Raw genomic sequence first — 18,048 nt, forward strand, 5'->3', positions numbered from 1 at the left:
TGGAACGCGGCCTCATCGCCCGACGACTCGAGCCGACGAAGCATCAGGCTGAAACTTCGTTATAACTATACCGATCACCTGGCAGTGCTATCCTTAATCCCTCGTAGGGTAGTTCCCGCGGGCGCACGGGTTGGATGGACATAATCCCTCGGCTTTGCTAGAACTCCGGCGCGGTATGGGCGGCACTCGCCTTCGTGAAGGCCGCTCGGTAGGCCGGCATGGAGTTCATTCAGAGATGAAAAGCCGCCTTAAGTTGGCAGTTGTGTCGTCCCTCTCCCTGTTGGTTGCGTCGTCGGTCATTGGATCTCCGGAAGAGACGGATGAATCGAAACCGAGGCCGATCAAAATCATCGCCAGCCCGGCGATTCTACAGCCCGGAACTTCCTGCAAGATCGAGGTTGATGAACGACCTCCCACCGCACAGCGTTCGGTCGTGACGACACTCGAAGGGACCGTCATCGGGGCGGATGACAAGGGCATCCGCCTCAAGGTACACGAGTCGCGTCGCGAAATCGGCGTTCCGATCGCTTCGAAGCTTCCGTTTGCTAATCGCATGTTCCGCAACGTCGGTATCGGGAGGCCTGCTCCCGGGGCAAAGAACCCCGCCGTCGCGATCCCGGCTTCAAAGATCCGCTCTGTCACAATTCTTTCCATGAGCAAAGAGATCGCGCCAAATAGCCCGTTGAAATAGCCGCGAGTTCCGGTGGCGCGATCCCGAGCATGAGGGATGTCATCATTCCCATTGATGAGGAGTAGACTGTGCGCCGAGGCCCCTCCTGAGCCCTGCAGGGCCCTCGGCTTGCCTATCCCGGTGAGCAGGCGAAGGCTCTGGGCCAGGTCGTGGGCCGCAGCCGCGATCGTATAACGCTTGCTCACGTCTTCCAGGCCTCGCAGCCGGCTCCGACGCATGCCCCGCTGTCGCAGGTGTGCGCGAACGTCCTCATTCATGCGGGGGCAATATTCTAACGGGCTGTCAAAGCTCGATGACCGCCTTGACGACGCCATCGCCGGGCTCGTGGGCGAGGTGGAATCCGAGCTTGCGGCAGACGGCCTGCATCTCCCGGTTCTCGGGGAGGATGTCGGCCGAGATCCGGGAAAGCTTCTCGTCGCGGCCGATCTGGATCAGGCGGCGGAGGAACTCGGAGCCGAGCCCACGCCCCTGGAAGCCGTCGGAGACGAGCATGGCGAACTCGGCCTCGTCCTGGCCGTGGAGCTTGCTCAGGCGGCCGACGCCGAGGATCGCGTTCGTCCCCGTCGCCGGGTCCTTGCCGTCGGCCACGAGCGCCATCTCGCGGTCGTAGTCGTTGAAGCAGATGCGGGTCAGGCGGTCGTGCGAGGTCCTGGAGCTGAGCTTCATCGCGTGGAAGTAGCGGAAGGCCACGCTCCGCTCCGAGAGGGTCTCGTGGAACCGGATCAGGAGCAGCTCGTCCTCGGGTCGGATCGGCCGGATCAAGACGTGTGCGCCGTCCTTCGCGACCCAGGGGGAGACGTACTGGATGGGATAGGGGCGGATCGCAGGCCTGGACCACTCGCTCTCGGGGACCGAGATGTCGTGGGCGATGACCCGGGCGTCAAGCGCAAGCAGGCCTTCGGGCGAGGCGAGCAGGGGGTTGATGTCCATCTCCCGGATCCAGGGCTGCTCGACGACGAGCCGGCTGAACCTGACGAGGAGCTGCTCGAGCGCCGGGACGTCGACCGGCTTGCGGCCGCGCACGCCCCGCAGGGCTTCGAAGATCCGGGTCTGCTCCATCATCCGGCGCGCGAGCGTGGTCGTCAGCGGCGGCAGGGCCAACGCCCGGTCGCGGAAGACCTCGACGAGCTGGCCCCCGGTGCCGAAGAGTAAGACCGGGCCGAACTGGGAGTCGAGGCTGCTGCCGACGATCAGCTCGTAGCCGTCCCTGCGGATCATCGGCTGGATCGTCACCCCCTGGAAATGGCCGGGTCCGGCGTGCTCGAGCACCGAGAGGTCGATGGCCCGATAGGCGCGCCGGATCGAGTCGGCGTCGGTGAGGTTGAGCTGCACGCCGCCGACGTCGGTCTTGTGCGTGACCGACTCCGAGAAGAGCTTCAGCACCGCCGGGTAGCCGATTTCCTCGGCCGCCGCAACGGCCTCGTCCTCGGTGTGGGCGACGCGGGTGGGAACGGTCGGGATCCCGTAGAGCGCGAGGATTTGCTTGGATTCGAATTCGGTCAGAATCGTCCGGCCCGACTGGCGCACGGCCGAGCCGAGGGCATCGACCCGAGACCTCGCCTCGACGACGTCCTCGGAGTCGTCGGGCAGGGTGGGGGTCTCGTAGAGCCCCTTGAGGTTGTAGGCCGAGCGCCACATGGTCTGGAAGACCCTCGCCCCGGTGTCGGGGTAGGGGAAGGTCGGGATCCCTGCCTGATTCAGGATCATCTCGCCGGCCGCGACGTCGGCCCCCCCCATCCAGCTCGCGAGGACCGGCTTCCCCTCGATCCTGGCGAACGGGCGGAGTTGCTCGGCCGTCTGCGTCGGCTCGCTCATCGCCTGGGGGGTGAGGATCACGAGCAGGCCGTCGCTGTTGGGATCCTTGGCCACGGCCTCGAGCGTCTTGGCGTAGCGCCCGGCGTCGGCGTCGCCGAGGACGTCGATCGGGTTCGAGTGGCTCCAGGCGTCGGGCAGGAAGGTGTTGAGGGTGCCGACGGTCTCGGGCGCCAGCTCGGCGAGCGAGCCCCCTCGGCGGATCAGGGCGTCGGTCGCGAGCACCCCCGGGCCTCCCGCGTTGGTCACAATCGTCAGGCGAGACCCCTTGGGCCTCGGCTGCTTGGCGAGGACTTCCGCCATGTAGAAGACCTCGGAGATCGTGTCCACCCGGAGCACCCCGCAGCGCCTGAAGGCGGCGTCGAGGACCTCGTCGCTCCCCGCGAGCGAGCCGGTGTGCGACGCGGCGGCCTTGGCCGCGGCCTCGGTCCGGCCCGCCTTGATCGCGATGATCGGCTTCGTGAGCGCGACCTCGCGTGCGGCCGAGAGGAACGACCGGGCGTCGCCGACCGTCTCCATGTAGATCACGATGCACTTGGTGCGGGGGTCGTCGCCGAGGTAGTCGATCAGGTCGCCCCAGCCGACGTCGAGCATCGAGCCGATCGACACGAAGGCGCTGAAGCCGACGTGCTCGCGCAGGCTCCAGTCGAGGATCGCCGTGCAGAGGGCGCCGCTCTGGCTGAGGAAGCCGACGGTCCCCGGCAGGGCCATCCGGCCGGCGAACGTCGCGTTGAGGCCGCCGAGGGGGCGCATCACCCCCAGGCAGTTGGGGCCGATCAGGCGCATCCGCCCCTTCCTCGCCTGCTCGAGCACCCTGCGCTCGAGGTCGGCCCCGGCCGTGCCGACCTCCTTGAACCCGGCCGAGATCACGATCGCCCCGCGGACCCCGACCTCCGCGCACTCGCCGATCACGTCCGGCACCGTCGCCGCCGGAGTCACGATGATCGCCAGGTCGACCGGCTCGGGGACATCCGCGACCCGCTTGTACGCCTTGATCCCGAGCACGTTGGGCCGGGTCGGATTGACGGGGAAGACGGTCCCGCCGAACGGGTTCGAGATGAGGTTCCACAGGATCGTGCGCCCGACGCTCCCCGGCTTCTCGGTCGCGCCGATGACGGCGACGGTCCTGGGGGAGAAGATCGCGTCGAGCGGCTTGCGTTCCGCATGCAAGACGTCGTGCGCCAGGCCGGCACCGACGCCCTTGGGATCCCCATCCATCATCTTCCTCCTCGATGACTCTCGCGGGCGGTCGGCCCCTTATGTCCTTCGTGCCGAGGCCCGGCGCCAGTGTTTCACGGCCGGGGCGGCATTGCAACAAGAGACCCCGACGCCTGGCCTTCCCCCCCGAGGCCGACTACATTGGCGGGCCGACCCCCGACCATCGACATCGTGAAGAATCGTGACCGGAGAAGCTGAGCATGGGCAGCGGCGCCAAGGGCAAGCGGATCGTCATCACCGGGGCCACCCGAGGGCTCGGCCGAGCCCTCGTCTCCGGATTCGGCAAGCTCGGCCACGAGGTCATCGGCTGCGGGCGTTCCGCCGAGGCCATCGAGGAACTCCGCCTCGAACCGAGCCCCGCCGCCAACTTCGAGGTCGTCGACGTCGTCGACGCGGGGCAGGTCGAGGCCTGGGCCAGGGGCATCCTCGCCCGACACGGGCCCCCCGACCTCCTGATCAACAACGCGGCACTCATCAATCCCAACGCGCCCTTATGGGAGGTCTCGGCCGAGGACTTCGACCGGGTCATCGACGTGAACCTCAAGGGGGTCGCCAACGTGATCCGAAGCTTCCTGCCGGCGATGATCGGGCGGGGGAGCGGGGTCGTCGTCAACCTCAGCTCGGGCTGGGGCCGATCGACCTCCCCGGAGGTCGCCCCCTACTGTGCCACCAAGTGGGGCATCGAGGGCCTGACCCGGGCCCTGGCGCAGGAACTTCCCAAGGGGCTAATTGCTGTCCCCTTGAACCCGGGCATCATCGACACCGACATGCTCCGATCCACCTTCGGCGGCCGGGCCTCGGGCTTCCCCGACGCCAGCGAATGGGCGGAGTCGGCCGTCCCCTTCCTGCTCCAGATCGGGCCCAAGGATAACGGCAAGCCGCTCACCGTCCCGGGACATTGAAGATTCCTCCAGGATCGTGCGGGCTCAAACCGTCCTCGCTTCATTTGGACGTCGTCCGAGGCCGCGAATTCGTCTCCGGCGCATACTTCGGCTTTGGTGATCGAGGCCAGGTTTCCGCGGGATCCCTGGCTTTCAAAAGCCGCATAGCGAGCCATTCATGCTCGATTCACCGATGTCCGCCATAAAACTCGATGATTTGAGACGCCAGATGGCTCGAGTTGAGCGGAGTTCGCCTGGAGGAAGTGACGTCATCTCACCCCTCAACCCGAGCCGAAGGCCGAGGCGAGGCCCCCTCTACACGGCAACGTGACAAAACGACAGACGTGATGTCGAGGGGCGACAAAGTTGGCAACGAGGTGTCGACCCCTTCCCATGTTCTCACCATCGCCGATCCACTCGTTAGCGCCCGGGCGGACGAAAATTGTCCACCCGAAACATGCACGTGCCCCATCCGGGATCGTCCCCCAATTGATTTCACTCCAAGGCTTTAAGCGGTAACATAGAATTCCAAGTGTCACTCAAGCGATGATAGATAATTCGCCGGCGGCGAAATATTGACCGAAAGGAATCGACTTTGCATAACGATTTGAAATTGCATCCAGGAGGTGGCCTCGAGCGAAGAGTTTCGCAGAAGCTCGGCCGCACTGCCAATTGCCGGCCCAAAGTACCCATCGGCAGAATGCGAACTTGGTTCATTTAAATTCAGGTTTAAGATGCACATGCCTTCGATTTTAACGAGTTCGGAGGTCGCTTTTTGCTGAGGGTTGCTTTTTCCCAACCTCTGGTCGAACGGAAATTTAAGAAATCTTGCGGGCACACTCTCCCTGTTCCTTTTTTCGGGGGTCGAGGTATGATAAATCTCCGAAAAGTGAAGGTTTCGAGTGCTTTCGGTCATGCATACAGCAGAAGGCCTTAGGACGAGACGAACGCCTTGGGATTCATCCCGCCGCGAGTTCCTCCGCGCCGGGGGCCTGGGGTTATTCGGATTCGGCCTGCCAACCTTGCTCGAGTCCCGGGCGCGTTCCGCCGCGCCGACGGCCTCGACGTTCGGGAAGGCCAAAGCATGCATCATCCTGTTCATGTGGGGAGGCCCCGCACAGCAGGAGACCTGGGACCTCAAACCCGAGGCGCCTGCGGAGGTACGCGGAGAGTTTCGACCCATCGCCACGAATGTGCCGGGGGTCTCCATCTCGGAGCACTTCCCGATGCTGGCCAGGCAGGCCCATCGCCTGGCGATCGTCCGCTCCGTGCATCACGCCGACGTGAATCACACGACCGCGACGCATGAGTTACTGACAGGCCGGTCCATCCCCGTGGCCGGGGGTGGCCTGATGGAGGACGATTGGCCGCATTATGGAGCCGTACTCGCCCGGCTGAACAAAGGCCGAGAGCGATCGCCGCTGCCGCCGTTCGTGCAACTCCGGCCGACCGTCCCGGAAGGCGCCCCTCGCTTCGTGGAGCAGAGCCACGGGCAGGGGGCCGGCTGGCTCGGCCCGGCGCTCAACCCGTTCACGATCGACGACGATCCGAACCGCCCCGACTACCGCGTCGCGGCCTTCTCCTTGCCCGAGGATGTCGGCCCGGGGAGATTCGACGCCAGGCGTCGGTTGCTCCAGGCCGTCCAGGCTCAGGCGAGGTACCTCGACGCGAGTGCCCAGGTCCAGGCGCTAGATACTCATCGTTCGCGCGCCTATAACTTATTGACCGCCAGGCGTACGCTCGAAGCCTTCGACCTGGCCCGAGAAGATCCCAGAATCCGAGCACGTTACGGGTCCCATCCTCACGGCCAGGCCGTATTGCAATCCAGACGGCTCGTCGAGGCCGGTGTCCCGCTCGTGACCGTCTTCTGGCAGAATGACGGATTGACAAACGTCAGTGTGTACTGGGACACGCATAATCGCAATTTCATCGATCTGAAGACGCGCCTCATGCCGCCGAGCGACCAGGCCTTTTCGGCCCTGCTCGACGACCTGGACGCCAAGGGCCTGCTCGACGAGACGCTGATAGTCTGGACGGGGGAGTTCGGGCGGACCCCTCGTGTCGGGCAGGGAGTGGTAGGAGGGGCGGGCGCTGGGCGCGATGGTCGCGACCACTGGCCGCATTGCTTTTCAACCGTACTCGCGGGCGCGGGCATCCGCGGTGGCACCGTCTTCGGCGCCTCCGATCGCTGGGCGGCCCACCCCGCAATCGATCCCGTCACTCCGGCGGATATCGCCGCGACCGTGTATCACCTCCTCGGCGTCGACCCGGCCGTGGAGCTACCCGACCCGCTCGGTCGGCCCCTTCGTCTCTGTCTCGGGACACCGATCTGGGGGCTGCTCGGTTGAGTCGTTGATTGCAAGCGTGTCGAGGGGTAGGACCGACTCCGCAACGTCTTCCGGGGTAGGTTTTTGCCTCCGACACAGGCCGAGCGATCGAGTCCTAGCGTTCATGACAAAAAAAGGGCCCACCTCGGAGGGCCAGGCCACTGTCATCGACCCTTCCGAAGGATAACCTTGAGCCAAAGAACCCGAGGGTAGATCGAGTCGTCCTGAAGAGTCGTCCCCCAGCTCCACGGATTCGGATAAAGTAATCAGAGGAAGAGATTGACCCACATGACGCCATCCTTAGAGCGCCTTGCCGAGCTCGTTCGGCAAGCCGAAGCCAAGACCCGAGCGAAGAAGCTAGGGGCCGAGACTCAGCAGGCCGCCGAGCTCTTCCGCTCCGCCGAACTCCGCGCGCGTAGCGCCGCACAGAGACTCCGCGAGGTCCGCCCCGCCCGGCTCCGCGAACTCGAACAAGTCGACGCCGATGAGCTCCACCTCAAGGACCTGATCCGCAAGCTCGCGCAGTTCAAGTCGTCGCTCGACTCGGACGCCGACGCCGAGGCCCTGATCTCCAACGCCCAGATCGAGATCGACCGCAAGCGCCGGGAGGCCCAGGCCGAGCTCGAGGCCGTCGGCAAGGAGTCGGATGAGGCCAGGCGCGAGCTACGCGCGGCCATGGATCATTACCAGCAGCTTCGTCGAGAGCTTGACAGGCTCCAGCCCCAGCTTTCCGACAACTTCACCGCGGAAGACCGCCTGCTCTGGGATGCCGAGATCCATTTCCCTGGCGGACAGTTCCAGGCCCTGGCCCGCGAGGTCGAGGCCAGCGTGAATTACTTCGGAGTGCTCACGAAGCTCGAGCAATACGCCCAGTTGAAGATCTGGATCGGCCGATTCCGGATGCATCAGGCCATCAACGACGGCGAGATCTCCGAAGAGAACCAGGCGCTCGCCCAGCGCGTCTTCCACCAGCTCAAGACCTTATCTAAACAGTACGAGCCGGGTTATATCGAGGCCTTCCGCCACGACTTCCACACCGACTGGCCCGTCTACGTCGCCGAGGCGCAGGACCAGCTCGTCCAGGCCACGGAAACCGCCCGTCGCTCTAAAGATTGGGAACAGCAGCGGTTAGAGCAGCAGGCCCGGGACCAGGAACGCCAGCACCAGATGCGGGTGACGGGCGAGGCGGCCTTCGAGGAGCTCAAGGCCCTCATGGCCAGGACCTCGCTCCCGGATGAAGGGGTCGAGGAGTTCCTCGCCCAGCTCAAGCTCGTCGTCAACGGCCTGGGCGCATCCGACCAGCGCATCCTCGAACTCGTCATGCCCTATCGCGAGTTGATCTCCGGCGGCAACGGCCTCCGCGCCCTGCGTCGGAACCTCGACCGGATCCGCCAGGGGGAGTCCAAGGATGACGAGACACTTCAGGTCCGCTACGAAGACCTGATCTCGGCGACCCAGGGCATGCGTACCCTGATGATCGGGGGCAGCGTCCGCGAGGATGTCCGCAGGACCCTCCAGCGGCTCTTCGAGTTCGACCGGCTCGACTGGGAGCCCTACGAGGATGCCAAGCCGGCCATGCTCGACTCGCTCGAGCAGAGGGTACGCAACCGGGGCATGGACCTCGTCCTGATCCTCAAGAGCTTCATAGGCCATCACGTCCCGGAGCGGCTACGCCCCCTCTGCGAACAGCAAGGGATACCCTGCCTGATGGTCGAGCGTGGCTACGGCCCGGCGCAGATCGGCGAGGCATTGCGACGAGGGCTGATCAAACCCGTGAGGACGGACTGATTCCTGTCATCCCTTTCGACATCGAGTCGTCCGTCCGCCCCGAAAGCATGTCTCGTTGGCCGTGATTCGCGGTGATCCGGACCGAGCCTTCACGCGGCTTGATCTGCCAGTCGTCCGCCCCAAATCGCCAGAGCCCATCGTCTCCACCGAGCGGCATGGCCGTCCCTGGCCCTTGCTCGTGAAGCGACGGCGATCGCAACCCCGATCTCGACGGGTTGACCGGGCCTCACACCGATTCCCATCGAAATCGCAATCCCCGGGATTGCGGATTTCTAGGGAATTGCGCGCATCGAAGTCGCGTCCAAGAGCAAAGTCTCGACACCCGACGGAGGAACCCCGGAGATTCCGGCCGCATTCCGGGAAATTTCGGGATTGGTCGGGACATCGAGGTGCATAGGTCTCCTGAACGCCTCGCCGATCTTCGATCCGCCCCCGAGGACTTGGGCGAGTGGGACGGTACGATGGCTGAGGCGGCACTGCGGCGACAGAGGATGGAGGGATAAGCCTCGATGGCGAACCCGGGCCCCGCCCATCGAAATCTCGAGTCCCTGTTCGCGCGGGGGACAGCATCCGTCCATACGGACCGGCAGCTGCTGGACCGTTTCCTGGACCGGGGCGACAAGGCTGCGGCCGAGTCCGCTTTCGCAGCCCTGGTCGACCGGCACGGGCCGATGGTCTGGGGCATCTGCCTCAGGGCCCTCCGCGACCCCGCCGACGCCGGAGATGCCTTCCAGGCGGCCTTCCTCGTCCTCGCCCGCCGCGCAGGCTCGGTCACGGTGGAGACGTCGCTGGCCCCCTGGCTCCACGGCGTGAGCGTGAGGGTCGCGCGTCGAGCCCGAGTCGTCGCCCTGCGTCAGCGATCCCGCGAGCGGACCAACGGCGAGCTACCCGAATCCCCTTGCCGATCGACGGAAGCCGACGAGGGCCTCAAACCCTTGATCGACGAGGAGTTGGGCCGGTTACCCGGGCGATATCGCATCCCGTTGATCCTCTGTTACCTCGAAGGACTCACCCACGAGGAAGCCGCCGCCCGGATGTCCTGCCCGGTCGGGACCGTCCGCAGCCGCCTGGCGAGGGGCAGGGACCTGCTCCGCTCCCGCCTCGAGCGTCGCGGGCTCGCGCCTGGGGCTTCGGGCCTGGCGATGGCCTCGGCGTCGTTGCCGGCTGCCGGCCTCGATTCGCTCTCCCTCTCGACGGCCCTGGCCGCCGTGCGAATGGCGGCGGGCCGGGCGTCGGCCGAGGTCGTCTCGGCCCGCGTCGCCACCCTTGTCGACGGAGTTTCCCGGATCATGACCCTCAAGAAACTCGGCCTCGCCTCGGCAACCCTTTGCCTCCCCTCCCTGGCAATCGCCGCCTTCGCTGGCCCGAAGACCTCGGCACCGCGAACACCCCCGACACCTCCGGCAACGACCATTTCGACGCCCGCTCCCACTCCCGCCCCCAAGGTCGTGGAGTTGGCGCTCGCCCCCAAGGCGGAGGGCGCGACCGAGTCGAAGACCAGCGAGGCCTTCAACTCCTTCCCGCCCTTCGTGGTCAAGACGGTCCCGGCCGCGGGATCGGAGGAGGTCGACCCGACCCTGAAGGAGATCAAGCTCACCTTCAGCAAGACGATGATGGATGGGAGTTGGTCCGTCGTGCGGCACACCGAGAAGACCTTCCCCGAGATCGTGGGGAAGATCCATTATGAGAAAGGCCAGCGCACCTGCATCCTGCCCGTCAAGCTCGAGCCGAACACGACCTATTCCCTCTGGCTGAACACGGCGAAATTCGGCAACTTCAAGGACGAGGACGCCCGCTCGGCCGTCCCATACTTCCTCGTCTTCCGCACCAAGGGCTCCTGAGCGAAGCTTCGGATCCAAGGGCGTTCGAAACAGGGCGAGCCGGCGATCGTCTCCCTCCCGCGATCGGGAAGGGGAGGGCCGCCGGCTCATCGTCGTTAACCGCTAAAGCAAAGTCTAATCACTTGATCAGCTTGAGCTTCCGGAGCTTGGGGGCGATCACCCTCTGGCAGTATTCGTTGGTGCGGTGGTTGCGGTAGTAGTCCTGGTGATAGCGTTCGGCGGGGTAGAACGCGTTCATGGGGACGAGGTCGGTGACGATGGGCCGGCCGAAGACGCCGGCGTCGGTCAACTGCCTGTAAGACTTCAGGGCGGCCTTCCGCTGCTCTTCGCTGTGGAAGAAGATCACCGAGCGATACTGCGTGCCGAAGTCTTCCCCCTGAGCATTCAGCGTCGTCGGGTCGTGCGCCGCCCAGAAAACCTCGAGCAGGTCTTCATACGAGACGACGTCGGGATCATAGGTGACCCGGACGGACTCCGCGTGCCCGGTCTCGCCCGTGCAGACGGTGTCATAATCCGGACTCGGCACGACGCCGCCGGCGAACCCCGAGACGGCCGACTTGACCCCCGGGATGCGTTCGAAGATCGCCTCGATCGACCAGAAGCAGCCCCCGGCGAAGGTGGCCCGCTCGACCTTGGCCTTCTTGGGCTTGGCCTCCTTATCCTTCTCCGACTTGCCCTCCCCCTCGTCGGCCTTCTCCTTCTCCATCTCCTTGGCGGGCGTCGTCGACTTCTCCGAGGCGTCTCCCGGCTCCGACGCCTGCGACGGATTCTCACCAGTATTTGACGTCTTCGGCGACCCGGCGGGCTCCTGAGCCCCCACGGCCCCCGCCACGATCAGGACTGCCGCAACCCAGGGCATGACCAGCAGCGAACGAAGCCTCATGGCACGACCCCTCGAAAGTTACGAACCACGCCCCTTGGCCGAGACCCTTGGGCCCCGAAAGAAGATCCATCGAAAGCGTCCACACATCTCCAGATCGTATGCGAGAAAGCGTCCTCGCCACGACGAGAAAAGAGCCGACGGGGGATCGCCGATCGTGCCCGGGGAGGGGCAGGCCCTTTTCCTTCGCGGGGAGGCGCGGTGGAAAGGCCGGGGGGTGGCTTCGCGATCACGGCCGACGTTCCATTCTAGCAGGACGTCCAGACCCGCCGTAACCTGCGACAACGCGGTTATGGAGCTGCACGCCCAGGGGCGCCACCCTGGAGGAATCTCGCAAGGTCCTTCGCCTCCCCGGTTGGAATGTTACGGAGTCCTGGAGCCGGGCGAGGTGGCCCGAAACTCCGCTCGCAGTTTGTCGAAGGCCGGCGCCTTCTTCGAATTGTCGTGAAAAACTGCGAATCGATCGTCTTCGAAGCCCCGATTCAAACGAATCGTGCTCTCTTCGACGTCATATACCTCCTTAATCACGGGGAGGAGTTTGAACTGATTCCCATTCAGGAATGAGCTGAATTCTCCGTGCACGGGCAACCAGGCCGTCTTACCGTCGCGAAGGGAAATCCGGGCGAGTTTGACATTGCCCATGGCATACCAGAGATCGCCATTCGACCGGAACTCGTGCTTCAAGACGTGGCCTCCTCGCTCGAGATCAACCCAGAGCAGATGAGAACTCGCGCCCGGCACATTGGCTTCCGGGAGGATGACGACGCGGGCGCAACGATGCCCATCAATGTCTTCCCACCCCTGGAATTGGTAGGAACCTGCATGGAGCTTGGGAAGAATGTCGTCCCAGAACTCCAGGTAGAGAAATCGCTGCGGCGATCCAGTCATCCCTGTATAGGCGTGGTCGAGCTCGAGATAGGCCTTATGATCTCTCAAGATGCTGAGCCTCCGTCGCACGGCCTGATCTCGTGAGGAGTTGGGCTTCACATAGAGTTCCAGGATTCTCGCCCCATCCTCCGAACGGCGGGCATAGATGGCCTGGTAGCTCTTATCGACCCTCTCGGACTTCGAACGGTCGGGATCTTCCGGATCCACGAACGTCACGGATCCTCCGCAGATGAACTCGCAATCGCGGATCCTGGAGTGGAGGGCGCCAAGCATCTTCGAGAATTGTCCGGCATCGAGCGTCCCCGCATCCTTATCGTCGAGGGCCAGGGCCGCCAGAACGACAATCATGCTAAATGCCATGGCCCAGCATCTCCTCATTCCTAGAAAATTTGTCGCATTATCATGCCTGCGGCCATCGTAAGCGTAACTCCTTGCCGGTCAAGTGGGTTTGCGATCAACCGATCGTCTGAAAACTCCCGCGAGTTCCCTGCGTAAGGAAGGAACATCCCAGCCCAGCCTGAAAAAAGTTGGGGCAATCGCTGGGCGGCCCGGGCACATTCCTCCGGAAGCAGCACTTGCCAGGGAGCGATGAGCCATGGTCCGAGCGTCTTCGGCGGCGGTCTTGAGGGAGATTGATACCCTGTTCCGGGTCGGGGTCGATGAGGGGGCCGCCGATCGCTCGCTGGTCGAGGGGTTCCTGCGAGGCACCGGCTTGGAGGCGGAAGAGGCCTTCGCGCGGCTGGTCGAGCGGCATGCCCCGATGGTCTGGCGGACGTGCCGGCAGATCCTCGGGAACGCCCACGACGCCGACGACGCATTCCAGGCCACGTTCCTCGTGCTGGCCAGGAAGGCGGGGACGATCCGGGACGCCGGGTCGGTCGCCGGCTGGCTCCACGGGGTCGCCGGGCGGGTCGCCGCCAGGGCCAGAGTGGATGGCGCGATGCGACGCGTCCACGAGCTTCGCCACGGAGAGGGCAACGCCAAGAGGGTCGAGGACTCACCTACTCACGAGGGCTGGGCCGAACTCCACGAGGAAATCGACCGGCTCCCGGAACGTTTCCGGCTGCCCATCGTGCTTTTCCACCTCGAAGGCCTGAGCTACGAACAGGCGGCCGGGAGGATCGGGTGCCCGGTCCGGACCGTCCAGAGCCGGCTGACCCGGGGTCGAGAACGACTGCGACGCCGACTCGCCCGCCGGGGCTTCGGCCCCGCGGTGGCCTTGCTCGCCTCGATCCTGGGCTCGGCCGATGTCAGTCGGGCTTGCAGCCTGTCGCTCGCGCAGGCGGCCCTCCGGTTCTCTCATCAGACCCACGCGATCGCCGGGGAATCGACCTCGGCCGTCGCCCTGGCGGAAGGAGTGATCCAGGCGATGATCGTCTCGAAACTGAAGTGGCTCGCCCTCGGCTCGATCATGTTCGCGACCGCGGCGTCGGGGTTCGTGACCCTCGCGGCCTCGGGGGCCTCCGAGCCACCCGCGTCGCCCGCGGCCGACAATTCCGCCAAATCGTATTCCGCCACGCTGACCGACGGGACAAAGGTCGAGGTCGTCGCGATCTCCAACGGCTCGGGGTCGTGGTGGCGGCCCGACGGCTCGCCCCTCGATGAGGGCCCGGGGGAGATCTCGCTTCCCCCCTTGCGAGAGGTCCCGGGGCGAGAGGCCCGCGCGATCATCGTCCGCATGTCCGGGACCTTGGAGACGACGAACCTGAAGTGGCTCCCCCAGGAGGCGGAGGACTACTGGGGCGGCACTCCGACGAAGGGCGGCAAGCCCATCCCCGGCCTGAGCGTCTACCTCGCCTCGCTGCCGAGCAATCGCAAGACCTGCGCGGTGGAGTTCCGCATCGCCGCGGGCGCCTGGAAGTTGGAGGCCAACAACGACGGCAAGGGGGGGACGTCATTCTCCGCAGGCTCGCACAAGTTCTATTTCGGCAAGGCCCGCGAGTACCGCGGGGGGACCGCCATCGCGATCGCCCAGAACATCGTCGGCCAGGACCTGCGCGTCGTGGCCATCGGCCCGGAAGGGGCGACATACCCGGCTACTTATTCCTCGGGAGGCGGGGAAACCACCCTGAGCCTCCTGGATGCCGAGTTCAGCCTCCCGCCCGGCCAGATCCGCGAGTACATGGTCCAGTCCCGGCCCTTCGAGCGCAAAATCATCGCGGATATCGCGTTCCAGCCCCGAGCCACTTCCAACCTCGGCGAGCGTTGAGGTCCCTCCATCCTCGGATTCGCCAGGGCCCTTGCACTCGGATCGGAATCTCCTGATACTCCAGGCGAAGCGAGGAAGTCCAACGGGCATCTCCCGTCGGGTCGAGGTCAGGGGGGTCTGATCATGAAATGGTCGTTTGGAAATTTGTTCAACATCATGCTCGCCCAGGCGGCGATCCTGGCATGGGCCTCGGCCTCGACGCGGGCCGAGGCGCCCGCGAAACCAACGACGCCGAGGCCCCCGGCCGTGCCGCTCGTGACGAGCGACCCGTACCTGAGCATCTGGTCGGAGGCCGATCATCTCTATGATGACAACACGCGTCACTGGACCAGGCGCGAGCATTCGCTCAACAGCCTGATCCGGGTCGACGGCAAAGCGTATCGCCTCATGGGCAAGGAGCCGGCGGACGTCCCGGTGCTGCCGCAGGTCGGCGTAACAGTCCTGCCGACGCGATCCATCTACGAGTTCGAGGATGCTCGCATCCACGTCCGCCTGACCTTCATGACCCCGGCCTTGCCGCACGACCTCGACGTCCTGGCCCGGCCCCTCACCTATTTGACCTGGGAAGCACGCTCGGTCGACGGGGCCTCGCACGAGGTCTCCGTCTATCAGAGCGTCAGCTCGCAGCTCGCGGTCAACACGCCCGACCAGGAGGTGGAGTGGGCCCGCGAGTCGATCGGCGGACTCAATGCGCTGCGGGTCGGCTGCGTCGATCAGACGCTCCTCAGCCCGGCCGGCGACGACGTCCGGATCGACTGGGGCTACGCCTATGCGGCGGCGCCTGCCGGCACCTCTCGGGCCGTCGTCGGGGCGAGTGCAGCCCTGCTCCAGGGGTTCGCGAGCCTGGGGACGCTGCCGGGTCAGGACGACGAACGCATGCCCAGGGCCGTGGCCGACGACCAGCCCGTCCTGGCCTTCACGCTCGACATGGGCAAGGTCGGGGCCGAGGCGGTCGGGCGGCACCTCATGATCGCCTACGACGAGATCTACGCGGTCAAGTTCCTCGGCAGCAAGCTCCGCCCCTTCTGGAGGCGCGACGGCGCGACGCCAGCGGATCTCTTCAAGGTCGCCGAGCGTGATTACAACGGCCTGGTGAAGCGCTGCGCGGCGTTCGACGACGAGTTCATGGCCGACCTCGAGGCCCAGGGGGGCCCGAAGTTCGCGAGGATGTCGGCCCTGGCATATCGGCAAGCCCTGGCCGGCTGCGGCCTCGCGGCCGACGCCAACAAGCAGCCCCTCTTCTTCGCCAAGGAGAACACGAGCAACGGCTGCGTGGCGACGGTCGACGTCATCTATCCGGCGGCCCCGCAGTTCCTCCTGATGGGCCCGACGTATGCCAAGGCCCTGATTACACCCTCGATGATCTACGGGGCCTCCCCGCGCTGGAAGTTCCCGTTCGCGCCGCATGACGTCGGCGTCTACCCGCAGGCCAACGCCCAGGTCTACGGCGGCGGCGAGAGCCCCGGCAACGAGGCGGAGAAGATGCCGGTGGAGGAGAGCGCGAACCTGATCCTCCTCTGCGACGCGATCGCCAAAATGGACGGCAACGCCGACTTCGCCTCGCGATGGTGGCCGCAGCTCACGCTCTGGGAGGCCTACCTCGAGAAGTACGGGCTCGACCCCGAGAACCAGCTCTGTACCGACGACTTCATGGGGCACCTCGCCCACAACGCGAACCTCTCGATCAAGGCGATCCTGGCCATCGCCGCCTACGGCGACCTCTGCCGGATGCGGGGCGACGTGGCCGCGGCCGAGAAGTTCGGGGCCATCGCCCGCGCCGACGCCCGGCACTGGATCGAGGCGGCCGGCGACGGCGACCACTCGCGCATCGCCTTCGACAAGCCGGGGAGCTGGAGCCAGAAGTACAACCTCGTCTGGGACAAGCTCCTGAACCTCAACGTCTTCCCGCCCGAGGTCGCCCGCAAGGAGATCGCTTATTACAAGAAGGTGATGCAGCCCTTCGGACTCCCGCTCGACTCGAGGACCAAGCTCACCAAGACCGACTGGTCGTTCTGGGTCGCGACCCTCGCCGAGTCCAGGGCCGACTTCGAGGCGATCATCTCCCCCATCGAGGACTACCTGAACCAGACGACCGCCCACGAGCCGTTCGTCGACTCATACTACACCGACAACGTGAAGAGCGACGGCATGCACGCCCGGCCGGTGATCGGCGGGGTCCTGATCAAAATGCTCGCCGACCCGGGCGCCTGGAAGAAGTGGGCGAGCCGCGACAAGCAGAACGCCAGGGACTGGGCCCCCATGCCCGAGCCGCCCCAAATCACCGACGTCGTGGCCACCTCGCGGAGCAAGCCCGCGACCTGGCGCTACACCTTCGAGGCACCGCCCAAGGATTGGAATCGGGCCGACTTCGACGCCAAAGGTTGGAAGGAAGGCCCCGGCGGCTTCGGGTCTGCGGGGACCCCGGGAGCCGTCGTCGGCACGCCCTGAAATAGTGCCGATATCTGGATGCGACGCGAGGTCACCCTGCCGGAAGGGTTCGACGTCTCTCGGCTCCAGCTCCTCACCTACCACGACGAGGCCGTCGAGATCTACCTCAACGGGGCCCTCGCCGCGAGGGCAGGGGGCTACGTCACCGACTACGAGCCCCTCGAGATCCGCGCGGCGGCGCGAGAGGCCCTGAAGCCGGGGGCGAAGGTCGTCATCGCCGTCCACTGCCACCAGACGACGGGCGGCCAGGGGGTCGACGTGGGGCTCGTCGACGTCGTCGAGGGGAAGCCTTGATCCGTCAACGGGCAACGTGACGTTGATGCATGAGTCGGGCGAGGGGGGCCGGGCACCGTCGACGAGGCGCGTGCCCGCCCCCCTTCCAGGTCCGAACTTTCCTGCAACCGTCAACACCGTGCTTGACAATTGCCGCGATTTTCATTCAACTTTTCCTGGTAAGACGCGGCAGAATCCCGCCCGGGATCGCCGGTCGTCTTCCGACGAGCAACGGACGCCCCCCCCAGTTCGATGCGACGACCCATCCGCCACATCCTGTTGGTCTCCTTGATCGCGCTCTATGGCGCGATCACCGTGGCGGGACCGTCGCTTCACTCCTTGCCGGGGTTCGAGCCGACGCATGAGGGTTCCCTGGACGCCGGGCCGAAGGCTCCGCAACACGGGCACCCCGTCAAGTCGTCCGACGACTGCTCGATCTGCCAGTTCCACCTCTTAGGACAGATCGCCACCGAGAGCGTCGAAATCACGACGATCGACGTCGTCGCGGCGCTGCCGGATGAGACGCCTTCCCTCTTCGCCCCGGCGCGACCACGCGCGGCGGCGAGCCCGCGCACCTCCCTTCGCCTGATAGGCTCCTGCGCCCGCACCAGATCCGCCGTTGAGGCGTGAGCGCCGGGGGATCCCCCCGAGGATCTCCGCGCCCTCCCGGCGGAGGCCCTGGAGCCTTAGAAACATCGTGTCACCGTTGCGAACGGAGCCGGCCCGAGGCCGCGAGCCGCTCGAGCGACGGCCCTCGCACATGCTCCGTCCCGCCCCGGGTTGATCGCCCGG

General features: G+C 65.6%; 12 protein-coding genes. 9 read left to right on the forward strand and 3 right to left on the reverse strand.

Features of this window, described 5'->3' with window-relative positions:
- The first annotated feature begins 235 nt into the window (after nucleotides 1-235).
- Nucleotides 236-691, forward strand: a complete 456-nt coding sequence (locus ACOYYX_RS00390) for a hypothetical protein (RefSeq protein WP_422927957.1) — start codon at nucleotides 236-238, stop codon at nucleotides 689-691.
- Between the two features lie 282 nt (nucleotides 692-973).
- Here the strand turns inward: ACOYYX_RS00390 and ACOYYX_RS00395 are convergent, their stop codons facing one another.
- Complete coding sequence (locus ACOYYX_RS00395; protein ID WP_422927958.1) at nucleotides 974-3,724, reverse strand: bifunctional acetate--CoA ligase family protein/GNAT family N-acetyltransferase; 2,751 nt, start codon at nucleotides 3,722-3,724, stop codon at nucleotides 974-976.
- Between the two features lie 197 nt (nucleotides 3,725-3,921).
- Here ACOYYX_RS00395 and ACOYYX_RS00400 point away from each other — a divergent pair, with 197 nt between their 5' ends.
- The 4 genes from ACOYYX_RS00400 to ACOYYX_RS00415 all read left to right on the forward strand — a co-directional run bounded on the left by ACOYYX_RS00400 (nucleotide 3,922) and on the right by ACOYYX_RS00415 (nucleotide 10,558).
- Nucleotides 3,922-4,623, forward strand: coding sequence for an SDR family oxidoreductase (locus ACOYYX_RS00400; RefSeq protein ID WP_422927959.1), 702 nt, complete (start codon nucleotides 3,922-3,924; stop codon nucleotides 4,621-4,623).
- Between the two features lie 893 nt (nucleotides 4,624-5,516).
- Nucleotides 5,517-6,950, forward strand: coding sequence for a DUF1501 domain-containing protein (locus tag ACOYYX_RS00405; RefSeq protein WP_422927960.1), 1,434 nt, complete (start codon nucleotides 5,517-5,519; stop codon nucleotides 6,948-6,950).
- A 267-nt stretch (nucleotides 6,951-7,217) separates the two neighbouring features.
- Nucleotides 7,218-8,717: a hypothetical protein gene (locus ACOYYX_RS00410; protein ID WP_422927961.1), complete on the forward strand. Its 1,500-nt coding sequence runs from the start codon at nucleotides 7,218-7,220 to the stop codon at nucleotides 8,715-8,717.
- A gap of 509 nt (nucleotides 8,718-9,226) precedes the next feature.
- Nucleotides 9,227-10,558, forward strand: coding sequence for an RNA polymerase sigma factor (locus tag ACOYYX_RS00415; protein WP_422927962.1), 1,332 nt, complete (start codon nucleotides 9,227-9,229; stop codon nucleotides 10,556-10,558).
- A gap of 118 nt (nucleotides 10,559-10,676) precedes the next feature.
- Here ACOYYX_RS00415 and msrA read toward each other — a convergent pair whose 3' ends face one another.
- Nucleotides 10,677-11,441, reverse strand: a complete 765-nt coding sequence (gene msrA / locus ACOYYX_RS00420; protein ID WP_422927963.1) for a peptide-methionine (S)-S-oxide reductase MsrA — start codon at nucleotides 11,439-11,441, stop codon at nucleotides 10,677-10,679.
- A 360-nt stretch (nucleotides 11,442-11,801) separates the two neighbouring features.
- Nucleotides 11,802-12,686 carry a hypothetical protein gene (locus tag ACOYYX_RS00425; protein WP_422927964.1) on the reverse strand — a complete coding sequence of 295 codons (885 nt, stop codon included), beginning with the start codon at nucleotides 12,684-12,686 and terminating at the stop codon, nucleotides 11,802-11,804.
- Nucleotides 12,687-12,921: 235 nt separating this feature from the next.
- On the opposite strand from ACOYYX_RS00425, the gene ACOYYX_RS00430 reads away from it, so the two are divergent.
- The 4 genes from ACOYYX_RS00430 (at nucleotide 12,922) to ACOYYX_RS00445 (ending at nucleotide 17,886) form a co-directional block, all read left to right on the forward strand.
- Nucleotides 12,922-14,535 carry an RNA polymerase sigma factor gene (locus tag ACOYYX_RS00430; protein WP_422927965.1) on the forward strand — a complete coding sequence of 538 codons (1,614 nt, stop codon included), beginning with the start codon at nucleotides 12,922-12,924 and terminating at the stop codon, nucleotides 14,533-14,535.
- A 123-nt stretch (nucleotides 14,536-14,658) separates the two neighbouring features.
- A complete protein-coding gene (locus ACOYYX_RS00435; protein ID WP_422927966.1) occupies nucleotides 14,659-16,983 on the forward strand; it encodes a glutaminase domain-containing protein in 2,325 nt (774 codons plus the stop codon).
- Between the two features lie 18 nt (nucleotides 16,984-17,001).
- Nucleotides 17,002-17,277 (forward strand): hypothetical protein, encoded by a 276-nt coding sequence (locus ACOYYX_RS00440; RefSeq protein WP_422927967.1) that lies wholly within the window; start codon nucleotides 17,002-17,004, stop codon nucleotides 17,275-17,277.
- A 231-nt stretch (nucleotides 17,278-17,508) separates the two neighbouring features.
- Nucleotides 17,509-17,886, forward strand: a complete 378-nt coding sequence (locus tag ACOYYX_RS00445; RefSeq protein ID WP_422927968.1) for a hypothetical protein — start codon at nucleotides 17,509-17,511, stop codon at nucleotides 17,884-17,886.
- Nucleotides 17,887-18,048: the final 162 nt, after the last annotated feature.

Origin of the sequence: Singulisphaera chitinilytica (assembly GCF_049331405.1) — a bacterium.
Classification (GTDB): Bacteria; Planctomycetota; Planctomycetia; order Isosphaerales; family Isosphaeraceae; genus PoT.

What these genes read in the sequence shown, in the direction of transcription:
- ACOYYX_RS00410 (WP_422927961.1), top strand. Translation starts at nt 7,218, where the DNA reads ATGACGCCATCCTTAGAGCGCCTTGCCGAGCTCGTTCGGCAAGCCGAA.
- ACOYYX_RS00425 (WP_422927964.1), bottom strand. Translation starts at nt 12,686, where the DNA reads ATGGCATTTAGCATGATTGTCGTTCTGGCGGCCCTGGCCCTCGACGAT.
- ACOYYX_RS00400 (WP_422927959.1), top strand. Translation starts at nt 3,922, where the DNA reads ATGGGCAGCGGCGCCAAGGGCAAGCGGATCGTCATCACCGGGGCCACC.
- ACOYYX_RS00430 (WP_422927965.1), top strand. Translation starts at nt 12,922, where the DNA reads ATGGTCCGAGCGTCTTCGGCGGCGGTCTTGAGGGAGATTGATACCCTG.
- ACOYYX_RS00390 (WP_422927957.1), top strand. Translation starts at nt 236, where the DNA reads ATGAAAAGCCGCCTTAAGTTGGCAGTTGTGTCGTCCCTCTCCCTGTTG.
- ACOYYX_RS00445 (WP_422927968.1), top strand. Translation starts at nt 17,509, where the DNA reads ATGCGACGACCCATCCGCCACATCCTGTTGGTCTCCTTGATCGCGCTC.
- ACOYYX_RS00440 (WP_422927967.1), top strand. Translation starts at nt 17,002, where the DNA reads ATGCGACGCGAGGTCACCCTGCCGGAAGGGTTCGACGTCTCTCGGCTC.
- ACOYYX_RS00395 (WP_422927958.1), bottom strand. Translation starts at nt 3,724, where the DNA reads ATGATGGATGGGGATCCCAAGGGCGTCGGTGCCGGCCTGGCGCACGAC.
- ACOYYX_RS00405 (WP_422927960.1), top strand. Translation starts at nt 5,517, where the DNA reads ATGCATACAGCAGAAGGCCTTAGGACGAGACGAACGCCTTGGGATTCA.
- ACOYYX_RS00415 (WP_422927962.1), top strand. Translation starts at nt 9,227, where the DNA reads ATGGCGAACCCGGGCCCCGCCCATCGAAATCTCGAGTCCCTGTTCGCG.
- ACOYYX_RS00435 (WP_422927966.1), top strand. Translation starts at nt 14,659, where the DNA reads ATGAAATGGTCGTTTGGAAATTTGTTCAACATCATGCTCGCCCAGGCG.
- msrA (WP_422927963.1), bottom strand. Translation starts at nt 11,441, where the DNA reads ATGAGGCTTCGTTCGCTGCTGGTCATGCCCTGGGTTGCGGCAGTCCTG.